Genomic DNA, 10206 nt, shown 5'->3' on the forward strand with positions numbered 1-10206 from the left:
CCCATCCCCGCAAGGCTGATTAGGCTCTCTTCCGAGCTTGAAAAGCGAATGAAGAGGGCAATCCGCTACTGCGTCAAAGGCATTTTGGTAGCCAAAGTCAATGAGGCTAGACTTTTGTCCCAGTCTCTTTGTAGGTTTCAGGCAGGGTGAGGATCATCGCGAGGTAGATCACTGGGACTGCCAGATAGAAGAGGGCTGATGGCCAGAAACCGAAGTTCCCGTAAATCCAGCTCCAGAAGTAATTCAAGACGGTGTAGAGACCGTAGGTAACACCCCAGATGATTCCGAACATGAGGGTTGCTTTTTGTGGATTCATGTTTGGAAGTTCATGTGGAATATTGAGGTAGACTGCGTATTGGTAGAAAATGAGGAAACCGCAGGCGAAGAAGAAGAGGTAGCCGAGGAAGGCCATCTTGAGAATGGCAATGCTGGCAATTCCGGCAGTCATGGTGGCGATAGCCATAATCCCTAAGCGAACGAGGTAAGGGCGACGTTCCCGGTTAACCGGGCTCTTGAGGCGAACCAGCGTTCCTGTGATTCCTCCTCCAGAAACCGCACAGATCATGTAACCTGCAACAAAGATGTCTGGGAATTCCTTAGCCAACTGGCCTGGGATGGAGTTTAGCGACATTACATAAAGAATTAGGAAGGCTGCAAAACCAACCGCAAAGCGCCATACGAAAGAATCCTTGAGGGCTTGTCCATAAGAGTAAGTAGGAGCTTGTCCTGCCTGTCCACCGCCGGTTTCAAAGTTTTCGGCTTTAAAGAGCCAAACGAGGAAGCAGATGATGGCCATGAGGGCAATACCGCTGAGGGTCAAACGCCAGTCCATGCGGAGTGTATCTGCCCAGAAAACGAAGGCAATCGCGATCACGAAGGCTCCAATATTGTAGCTGGCGGTGATGAGAGATGAGTAGAAAATTTTATTTTCTTGGGAGACAAAGCGAACAACGATTGGGTTCATGTAAACCATGATCATGGAGCCTCCCAAGGCCATAATCATCCGAGCGACGATGTAAAGAGGATAGCTTGGCATCCAAACGGCTACGAGAGCGAAACAGAGTAAGCCGATAGCGATAATAGCAGCCCGCTTGATGCCGAATTTAACCAGCACGGCAGCTGCTAAGAAGTTGGCGATAACCCGCGCAACGGTGATGGTGTAGTTGACCATTTCAGAAATCGTAGGGTCAACCCCTTTATCTCCGAAGAAGGTACTGACAATTTGAGGGCCAAGTGTGGATCCTCCGACCCAGCTGGCGGCAAATGTAATGTAGGCGAGCAAGAGGGTATAGAACATCAGAATACCCGTCTTATTGGAAATGGATTTGTTTTCCATAGGAACCTCCCTTTTAAATGATAACGCTTACAAATATAAATATAGCACCTTGGAGAGCGATAGTCAAAGAACTTGACTCGAAAAAAACAAGAAGAGCATGGAGATTTTTGGAAGAGCCTATTCCTATCTTGCCTTTTTGGAGAATAAGGGTTATAATAAGGGTGTTGAAAGAGATTGCAAAAACACAAGTTACTCTTTTCACAATAAATTTTTTGATTTTCATAAGGAGGAAATCACGAATGGTAGTTAAAGTTGGTATCAACGGTTTCGGACGTATCGGACGCCTTGCCTTCCGTCGTATTCAAGAAGTTGAAGGTGTTGAAGTAGTACGCATCAACGATCTTACTGATCCAGTAATGCTTGCTCACTTGTTGAAATACGATACAACTCAAGGTCGCTTCAACGGTACTGTTGAAGTTAAAGACGGTGGATTCGAAGTGAACGGTAAGTTCGTTAAAGTATCTGCTGAGCGTGACCCAGAGCAAATCGACTGGGCTAACGATGGCGTTGAAATCGTTCTTGAAGCAACTGGCTTCTTTGCAAGCAAAGAAGCTGCTGAAAAACACCTTGTTGGTGGCGCTAAGAAAGTTGTTATCACTGCCCCAGGTGGAAATGACGTGAAAACTGTTGTATTCAACACAAACCACGACATCCTTGACGGAAGTGAAACAGTTATCTCAGGTGCTTCATGTACTACAAACTGCTTGGCTCCAATGGCTAAAGCACTTCACGACAGCTTCGGCGTGAAACAAGGTTTGATGACTACAATCCACGGTTACACTGGTGACCAAATGGTTCTTGACGGACCACACCGTGGTGGTGACCTTCGTCGTGCTCGCGCAGCTGCAGCTAACATCGTTCCTAACTCAACTGGTGCGGCTAAAGCTATCGGTCTTGTTATCCCTGAATTGAACGGTAAACTTGACGGTGCTGCACAACGTGTTCCAATTCCAACAGGTTCTGTAACTGAATTGGTAGCTGTTCTTAATAAGAACGTTACTGCTGATGAAGTGAACGCAGCAATGAAAGCAGCTTCAAACGAGTCATACGGATACACTGAAGATCAAATCGTTTCTTCAGACATCATCGGTATGTCATACGGTTCATTGTTTGATGCAACTCAAACTAAAGTTCTTGACGTTGATGGAGAACAATTGGTGAAAGTTGTTTCATGGTATGACAACGAAATGTCTTACACAGCTCAATTGGTACGTACTCTTGAGTACTTTGCAAAACTTGCAAAATAATCATTGAGCGAAAGCCTGCCTTTGGCAGGCTTTTTTTGCGCTTAAAATCTCGATAAGTTTTTTGTTTTCTTTCTCACAATAAGCCTACTTGTGATATAATAGGAACGTATAAAAAATAAAGAGGGGTTTTTGTATCATGGCAAAAATGACTGTAAAAGACGTTGACTTGAAGGGCAAAAAAGTCCTTATTCGTGTGGACTTTAACGTTCCTTTGAAAGATGGCGTTATTACAAATGACAACCGGATTACTGCTGCTCTTCCAACAATCAAGTATGTTCTTGAGCAAGGTGGACGCGCAATCTTGTTCTCTCACCTTGGTCGTGTGAAAGAAGAAGCGGATAAAGAAGGTAAATCATTGGCTCCAGTAGCAGCTGCTCTTGCTGAAAAATTAGGTCAAGACGTTGTTTTCATTCCAGGTGCAACTCGTGGTGCTGAATTGGAAGCAGCGATTAACGGCTTGGAAGACGGTCAAGTCCTTCTTGTTGAAAACACTCGTTTTGAAGATGTGGACGGTAAGAAAGAATCTAAAAACGATGCTGAGCTTGGTCAATACTGGGCATCTCTTGGAGATGGTATCTTCGTAAACGATGCTTTCGGTACAGCTCACCGTGCTCACGCATCAAACGTTGGAATCTCAGCCAATGTGGAGCAAGCGGTAGCCGGTTTCCTTTTGGAAAACGAAATTGCGTATATCCAAGAAGCTGTTGACAACCCAGTTCGCCCATTTGTAGCGATTCTTGGTGGTTCAAAAGTTTCTGACAAGATTGGTGTTATCGAAAACTTGCTTGAAAAAGCAGATAAAGTCTTGATTGGTGGAGGAATGACCTATACCTTCTTCAAAGCTCAAGGCCTTGAAATCGGAAACTCTCTTGTTGAAGAAGATAAATTGGACGTTGCGAAAGCTCTTCTTGAAAAAGCGAATGGGAAATTGGTCTTGCCAGTGGATTCTAAGGAAGCAAATGCTTTTGCAGACTATACTGAAGTTCGTGATACAGAAGGTGAAGCTGTTTCTGAGGGCTTCCTTGGTTTGGATATCGGTCCAAAATCAATCGCGAAGTTTGATGAAGCTCTTACTGGTGCTAAAACCGTTGTTTGGAACGGACCAATGGGTGTCTTTGAAAACCCAGACTTCCAAGCTGGTACTATCGGTGTGATGGATGCCATTGTGAAACAACCAGGAGTGAAATCAATCATCGGTGGTGGTGATTCTGCAGCTGCAGCGATCAACCTTGGCCGTGCAGATAAATTCTCATGGATTTCAACTGGTGGTGGTGCTTCTATGGAATTGCTTGAAGGAAAAGTACTTCCAGGTTTGGCTGCCTTGACAGAAAAATAAACACTTTAGAAAAGGTTGGGGTGGACGGCAGTCCCCCCTCTTTTTGGTGTGGTGAGTTTTATGAAGATCCTTCGTTATTTTAAGCGCTATCGTTTTAATCCTCAGAAATTCCGTTTGGGTATGCGAACCTTCAAGACCGGTTTAGCTGTTTTTCTGGTGCTGCTCCTCTTTTATATCTTTGGTTGGGATGGGATGCAGATTGCTGCTTTAACGGCTATCTTTACCTTACGGGAGGATTTTGATCAGAGTGTCCACTTTGGCATGTCGCGGATTATTGCCAATAGTATTGGTGGCTTCTATGCTCTTCTTTATTTTATATTGGAGCGGGCCTTTCCAGGCAATCCCTGGGTTTTGCTTTTGGCGGTTCCGATTGGTGTCATGTTAACCATCATGACCTGTGTGGCCACGAATACGGGGGGAGCAATTATCGGTGGTTCGGCGGCCTTTCTGATTATTAGTTTGTCCATTCCCTATGGTGAATCGATGCTTTATGTTTTTACCCGTGTTCTTGAGACTTTTTTTGGCGTTTTTATCGCAATTTTAGTGAATTACGACCTCGATCGGATGAAGGAAATATTCCTCAAAAAATAGTGTCAGAAAAACTGACATGATAACTTGACAGATGGTTTTGCCAGCTTTATAATGGATTACAGAAAGGTTCCAAAAGATGAAAGAAAAAGAATTGCGTCGCCATTTGGCTGTTTTTCCCATGTCCAGTGTTCGGAAGTTGACGGATCTCTCGGATCGCCAAATTCGTTACTACGAAGAGCACGGTTTGGTGAAACCAGAGCGAAATGAAGGAAACCGCCGTTATTTTTCCTTAAATGATATGGATCGTTTATTGGAAATTAAAGATTTATTGGCGGAAGGTTATTCGATTGCGGACATCAAAAAACGCTTTTATCAAAGGGAACAAAAATCACGTCAAAAGATGAGCGATAAGGCTGTTCGCAGAGCCCTACACAGGGATATTGTGCGAGAAGGTCCCTTCGCTTCAGGAGGCAGTGGTTTTAGTTCTCTGGGGCCTAACCATTTTTAAAAAGGAGTTCCCTATGTCTGTTACCGCAGAACAAATTCGTCGAGAAGTTAAAGAAAAAAATGTTACCTTTATCCGCCTTATGTTTACGGATATTTTAGGCACCATGAAGAATGTAGAGATTCCTGCCACGGATGAACAGTTGGAAAAGGTTCTGAGCAATAAGGCTATGTTTGATGGCTCTTCGATTGAAGGGTTTGTGCGGATCAATGAGTCTGATATGTACCTTTATCCGGATTTGGATACCTGGATTGTCTTCTCTTGGGGAGATGAGAACGGTAGTGTTGGAGGTTTGATTTGTGATGTCTACACAACAGAAGGAGAACCCTTTGCAGGAGACCCACGTTCCAATCTCAAAAAATCGCTCAAACATATGCAGGAAGCAGGTTTTTCTTCCTTTAACCTAGGTCCTGAACCAGAGTTCTTCCTCTTCAAGATGGATGATCAGGGTAAACCAACCCTGGAAGTAAATGACAAGGGGGGCTACTTTGATTTGGCTCCAACAGACTTGGCGGACAATACCCGCCGGGAAATCGTGAATGTCTTGACTAAGATGGGCTTTGAAGTGGAGGCTAGTCACCATGAAGTAGCTGTTGGCCAGCATGAGATTGACTTCAAGTATGATGATGTGCTCAAGGCCTGCGATAAAATTCAGCTCTTTAAGCTGGTTGTTAAGACCATTGCTCGGAAGCATGGTATGTATGCGACCTTTATGGCCAAGCCTAAACACGGCATTGCTGGTTCAGGGATGCACTGCAATATGTCCCTCTTTGGTCCAGATGGGCAAAATGCTTTCTTTGACCCAGAAGATCCAAACGGTATGCAGTTGTCCGAAGTGGCCTATTATTTCTTGGGTGGCCTTCTGAAACACGCTTACCATTACACGGCTGTTATGAACCCAACCGTTAACTCTTACAAGCGACTTGTTCCTGGTTACGAGGCCCCTGTTTATATTGCCTGGGCTGGACGAAATCGTTCTCCACTGGTTCGTGTGCCGGCTAGTCGTGGGATGGGGACACGTTTGGAACTGCGGTCGGTGGATCCAATGGCCAATCCTTATATCGCTATGGCGGTGCTCTTGGAGGTTGGTTTGGATGGAATTGCCAACCGCATTGAGGCACCAGAACCAATTGAATCCAATATCTACACCATGTCGCCAGAAGAGCGTCAGGAGGCAGGAATTACCGATCTTCCATCGACCCTCCACAATGCGCTCAAGGCCTTGACAGAGGATGAGGTTGTGAAAGAAGCGATGGGCGAGCACATCTACTCCAATTTCCTTGAAGCCAAACGGATTGAATGGGCCAGCTATGCGACTTATGTTTCCCAATGGGAAATTGATAACTATTTGGAAATGTATTAATTCTGCTTTCGTCTGCAAATCGAAAGTCTATAAAAGCATCAGGTCTAGTCAACTGGCTAGGCCTTTTCTGCGTTTGCTAGTTGAAATTCCGTGGGTTTTTGATTTTGCCGGTCATTCGGTATAAAATAAAGAGAGATATAATCCTAGTCTGTTAGTATAGAGCAGCGAGCTCTAGGTGACCTAAAACTTTCTGATGAAACTTTCGAAGAAAATTCCAAATAGGTAGGGCAAGACGGGCTAAGGCAGCAATATAGGATAAACAAAAAGAGTATAGAAAGGTGTAAGGGATGAAAAATCGTTGGTCATCGGAGGAGCTTTTGGGGCGAGTTGAGGCAGATTTACTGTTTGAGAAGCAGCACTGGTTACTCTTGGTTTGTGCGGTTCTGGTAGGCTGTATTGGTCTGAACTTGAACGTTATTCCTATGATTTTGGGAGCCAAATTATTATCGCCCTTGATGCCGGCTATTGTCGGGCTGGCTTTTGGAGCTTCGTTTTTAGATTTTTCCTTGGTCAAACGGTCACTGAGGATTTTGCTTTTGCAGATTGTAGCAGCTTTGCTGTTGGCCACTCTTTATTTTTGGTGGACGCCCCTGCAAGCAGCTGGGGTAGAGTTACAGGGGCAGACGAGTCCAACGCTTTGGAATGTCTTGATTGCTTTTATCGGAGGATTGGTCGGAGCTGTTGGCTTGCGTCGTAAGGAAGTCCATCATCTGGCTGCGGGGGTGGCATTGGCTACCTCCCTAGTTCCGCCTCTTTGTGCAGCGGGTTATGGGATTGCTCATGCGGATACGACTTTTGTCCTAGGGGCGCTCTACTTGTTTGCAATCAATGTTTTTTTCATCTTGCTGGCTCATTACTTGGTTTCCTATTTAGTAGGAGATGCTGAGAGGAAGAGTCTTAATGAGGTGCTGGTGGCTACGCTGCTCCTGAGTGTGAGTCTTTTGTTAACCTTTCCAGCCAAGACGGCAGCGGATAAACTAGTTTTTGAGGAGCAGTTGCGGGTTTTTGTGGCGCAGGAATTTTCCCAATATGCGATTGTCAGTCAGACCTATGATGCACAAAAGCAGGAGTTGCGACTCAGGATCGCCGGGCGAGAGCTAAGTTCTTTTGAATTGCTGGCTATAGAAGGTCACAAAGATGATTATGGGCTGGAGCGGGTTCAGTTAGTGGTGGAGCAGATGCTCACTACTGTAGCAGTTAAGGAGGATGAGTCATGAAGGTTCGAAAAATTGGGATTATCAGTCTCTCGAGTGGAATGCTCGGGGAGGCCTTTGTAGCGCATGAGCGAGAGCTTGGTTTACGACGATTGCAAGAGTTGGGGCTGGAGGTTGTTTACTTGCCTAATGCGCTCAAGGGATTAGATTATTTAGACCAACATCCGGAAGCGCGTGCCGAGGATCTGCTAGCTGCCTTTTCCGACCCGTCTCTGGATCTGATTCTCTGTGCCATTGGCGGTTTGGACAGCTACCGCCTGCTGCCCGCCCTGTTTGCGGAGCAGCAGCTCGAGCAGGCGTTGACGTCTAAGATCTTCCTAGGCTTTTCGGATACCACCATCAATCACCTGATGCTGCAGAAGCTGGGCCTGCCCAGCTTCTATGGCCAGGCCTTTCTTCCAGATATTTGCGAATTAGCTCCAGAAATGCTTCCTTACACCCGTTCCTATTTTGAAACTTTGGTGCAAACGGGAAAAATTGAGGAGATCCGCCCAAGTTCACTTTGGTATCAAGAAAGGACTGATTTCAGCCTCGCTGGTTTGGGGCAATCCATGCCCTCCTATCCCAATCAAGGTTTCCTCCACTTGCAGGGATCAGCCACCTTTAAGGGTCCGATTCTGGGCGGCTGCCTCGAATCTCTGTATGAAATCTTAGCAGGAGATCGGTTTCCAGATCAAGCCCAGCTCTGCCAAGACTACCAACTTTTTCCTAGCCTGGAGGATTGGTCGGGGAAAATCCTCCTTCTTGAAACCAGCGAGGAAAAGGCCAATCCAGCAAAATTTGCTCGGATGCTTAGCCGCCTGAAGGACTACGGTCTGTTTGAAGTCGTTAGTGGCCTACTTTTTGGGAAACCCCAGGACCAGGCCTACATGGAGGACTACCATCGAATCCTAGTAGAGGTGCTTGACCAGCCAGACCTCCCAATCCTAGCCAATATCAATGTCGGTCATGCCACTCCTCGTTGCATTGTCCCCTTGGGTATTCCCGCCCAGGTCGATGCTGAGGAACAGGTGATTCGTTTTGACTATACTTAAAAAGACCTCCAATCAGGTCCATAATGAATTGGCTCCGTAGTGTTGAATGAGGTCATTAGCTTTCTTATGAATTTATTCTTTAGTGGATATTATCGACATCTCTTCTAGTGTCTACCATTTGTCAACCATTTTTCTAAAAATTGGCCAATTTATTTGGCAGGGTGGTGCCTGCTGAGCCTAGTTGGTAAGCGAAGAGAAGGGGATTTTGTGTCAAGGTCTTGAGCGTCAGCGTGCCTTTACACGGAAGCCCTCTTCTCTTACAATAGGCTAGCTCACAGGCAACTTTTGATTATTTTATAGATATAGTCGTTTAGCTTATAAACCGACATGACATACTGGTCTTATGGCATACGGAATTGATTTTAGAAAACGTGTCCTCGCTTATGTAGAAGAGGGACATACACGTCAAGAAACTGCAAGACTATTTAATATTAGCACGAATACTTTATACACCTGGGAAAACAATAGGGTGTGTCAAGAATTTTGTGTAAACTCTAAAGTAGAGTTTGAATGTGTTTATTAATTGGGCAAGAAATTGTAAGGCTTCCCCTTTTGAACCTAGTTGGATAACAAGAGAAATAGGGATTGGTGTCAAGGCTTTAAGCGAAGTGTGCCCCTTTACACCATATCCAATTTCTCTTAAACTAAATGAGGCTCAAAAGGGAAACTGCTCTTAGTAACTATTCATAAAACGATTCTAAGGTGTCACAACAAGCACTGAAACCTCTGTGTGAACGGTCTTCATTTTTCAAATTGTACTCTTCAAAATAGGCGACTAGACAACGTTCTAAAGATTCTTCATTTGGAAAAACAACTCGCTTCTTGGTTTGTCTCTTAAGGGCACCTCTAAAACATACTAAGCTTAGTAGTGAGGAAATCTCCGACGGGAGAAAGTACTCACTACTTTTTCTTTATGTTAAAGTAGAGGTGTCTTGTTAAGTCGTATTTCTATTTGGCGTTAGACGTCGTTTCTAAAACTAGACTTCCTGCAAAACAGTGACAGAACCTGAGATTAATCGGAGTCATCACTTGAAAAAGACTGAGTTACAAAATGTTTCAGTGTGGTTATGTGATCTAATACATTAGTTCCGCAGGAAGTCTACTGGCAAGACACCTGTTTTAGTTAGAATTTGATCAAAGTATGTTGGGCGCTAGACGTCGTGTATTGAAAATGAAATCACTAAAACAAGGAATCATTCAAGACAAAGAGGTAACTAATATGCGGGCAGTATTTGGAATTGATGTGAGTAAAGCGAGCTCAGAAGTAGCAGTTTTGGTAAATCAGAAAAAAATTCATGCTTATACCATACCAAACGATGGTATCGGCTTTTCTCGTCTACTGGACGACTTGAACAGTGTTCAGAAGCCAGAAATTATTTTTGAAGCAACTGGTGTCTATTCTCGTCGTCTTCAAGCTTTTCTCGAAGATCATAAACCATCTGTCACAAATAAGGATGCCTGTTTAACACCGTTAGCCTTTATTTTTTCAAGCAAATCAGACCAGGCTGTATTATTTTCATTTGGTGATATTTCATATCCAAGGATTTCTTTATAACCTTGATGTGTAATTCCAAGGGCAATATGAATACACTCTTTACTTACAGAAGTCCGACGTAATGGGAGATAAGTGCCATCCAAAT

Annotated in this window: 9 protein-coding genes and 3 pseudogenes; 9 read left to right on the forward strand and 3 right to left on the reverse strand. The window is 44.6% G+C overall.

Going from position 1 to position 10206, the window contains the following annotated elements; genetic code table 11:
* Positions 1-106: 106 nt before the first annotated feature.
* On the reverse strand, positions 107-1336 hold the full coding sequence (locus tag HZY94_RS03395) for an MFS transporter (RefSeq protein WP_179925018.1): 1230 nt from the start codon (positions 1334-1336) through the stop codon (positions 107-109).
* 239 nt (positions 1337-1575) lie between these two features.
* On the opposite strand from HZY94_RS03395, the gene gap reads away from it, so the two are divergent.
* From gap to HZY94_RS10745, 8 genes are all read left to right on the forward strand, one after another.
* A complete protein-coding gene (gene gap / locus HZY94_RS03400) occupies positions 1576-2583 on the forward strand; it encodes a type I glyceraldehyde-3-phosphate dehydrogenase (RefSeq protein ID WP_160333210.1) in 1008 nt (335 codons plus the stop codon).
* Between the two features lie 136 nt (positions 2584-2719).
* A complete protein-coding gene (locus tag HZY94_RS03405; protein ID WP_179925019.1) occupies positions 2720-3919 on the forward strand; it encodes a phosphoglycerate kinase in 1200 nt (399 codons plus the stop codon).
* 60 nt (positions 3920-3979) lie between these two features.
* On the forward strand, positions 3980-4510 hold the full coding sequence (locus HZY94_RS03410; RefSeq protein ID WP_179925020.1) for an FUSC family protein: 531 nt from the start codon (positions 3980-3982) through the stop codon (positions 4508-4510).
* Positions 4511-4586: 76 nt separating this feature from the next.
* Positions 4587-4958, forward strand: coding sequence for a MerR family transcriptional regulator (locus HZY94_RS03415; RefSeq protein WP_160333213.1), 372 nt, complete (start codon positions 4587-4589; stop codon positions 4956-4958).
* Between the two features lie 13 nt (positions 4959-4971).
* On the forward strand, positions 4972-6318 hold the full coding sequence (glnA, locus tag HZY94_RS03420; protein WP_179925021.1) for a type I glutamate--ammonia ligase: 1347 nt from the start codon (positions 4972-4974) through the stop codon (positions 6316-6318).
* 287 nt (positions 6319-6605) lie between these two features.
* Positions 6606-7535, forward strand: coding sequence for a DUF389 domain-containing protein (locus HZY94_RS03425; RefSeq protein WP_179925022.1), 930 nt, complete (start codon positions 6606-6608; stop codon positions 7533-7535).
* Positions 7532-8566: a S66 family peptidase gene (locus tag HZY94_RS03430; protein ID WP_179925023.1), complete on the forward strand. Its 1035-nt coding sequence runs from the start codon at positions 7532-7534 to the stop codon at positions 8564-8566. Before HZY94_RS03425 ends, HZY94_RS03430 begins: the two co-directional genes overlap by 4 nt.
* 343 nt (positions 8567-8909) lie before the next feature.
* Positions 8910-9089 (forward strand): helix-turn-helix domain-containing protein, encoded by a 180-nt coding sequence (locus tag HZY94_RS10745; protein WP_179925024.1) that lies wholly within the window; start codon positions 8910-8912, stop codon positions 9087-9089.
* 157 nt (positions 9090-9246) lie between these two features.
* On the opposite strand, the pseudogene HZY94_RS10805 reads toward HZY94_RS10745, so the two are convergent.
* Positions 9247-9405: pseudogene (locus tag HZY94_RS10805) on the reverse strand (IS256 family transposase); the annotation flags it as partial.
* Positions 9406-9785: 380 nt separating this feature from the next.
* On the opposite strand from HZY94_RS10805, the pseudogene HZY94_RS03440 reads away from it, so the two are divergent.
* Positions 9786-9998 (forward strand): annotated as a pseudogene (locus HZY94_RS03440) (IS110 family transposase); the annotation flags it as partial.
* Between the two features lie 2 nt (positions 9999-10000).
* On the opposite strand, the pseudogene HZY94_RS03445 reads toward HZY94_RS03440, so the two are convergent.
* Positions 10001-10206: pseudogene (locus tag HZY94_RS03445) on the reverse strand (transposase); the annotation flags it as partial.

The sequence above is a fragment of the Streptococcus danieliae genome, from assembly GCF_013415245.1.
In the GTDB taxonomy this organism is placed as follows: domain Bacteria; phylum Bacillota; class Bacilli; order Lactobacillales; family Streptococcaceae; genus Streptococcus; species Streptococcus danieliae_A.

Bases quoted from the DNA above. Each gene is read 5' to 3' on its own strand.
- HZY94_RS03425 (WP_179925022.1), top strand. From the start codon at position 6,606: ATGAAAAATCGTTGGTCATCGGAGGAGCTTTTGGGGCGAGTTGAGGCA.
- HZY94_RS10745 (WP_179925024.1), top strand. From the start codon at position 8,910: ATGGCATACGGAATTGATTTTAGAAAACGTGTCCTCGCTTATGTAGAA.
- HZY94_RS03415 (WP_160333213.1), top strand. From the start codon at position 4,587: ATGAAAGAAAAAGAATTGCGTCGCCATTTGGCTGTTTTTCCCATGTCC.
- HZY94_RS03395 (WP_179925018.1), bottom strand. From the start codon at position 1,336: ATGGAAAACAAATCCATTTCCAATAAGACGGGTATTCTGATGTTCTAT.
- HZY94_RS03405 (WP_179925019.1), top strand. From the start codon at position 2,720: ATGGCAAAAATGACTGTAAAAGACGTTGACTTGAAGGGCAAAAAAGTC.
- HZY94_RS03410 (WP_179925020.1), top strand. From the start codon at position 3,980: ATGAAGATCCTTCGTTATTTTAAGCGCTATCGTTTTAATCCTCAGAAA.
- gap (WP_160333210.1), top strand. From the start codon at position 1,576: ATGGTAGTTAAAGTTGGTATCAACGGTTTCGGACGTATCGGACGCCTT.
- glnA (WP_179925021.1), top strand. From the start codon at position 4,972: ATGTCTGTTACCGCAGAACAAATTCGTCGAGAAGTTAAAGAAAAAAAT.
- HZY94_RS03430 (WP_179925023.1), top strand. From the start codon at position 7,532: ATGAAGGTTCGAAAAATTGGGATTATCAGTCTCTCGAGTGGAATGCTC.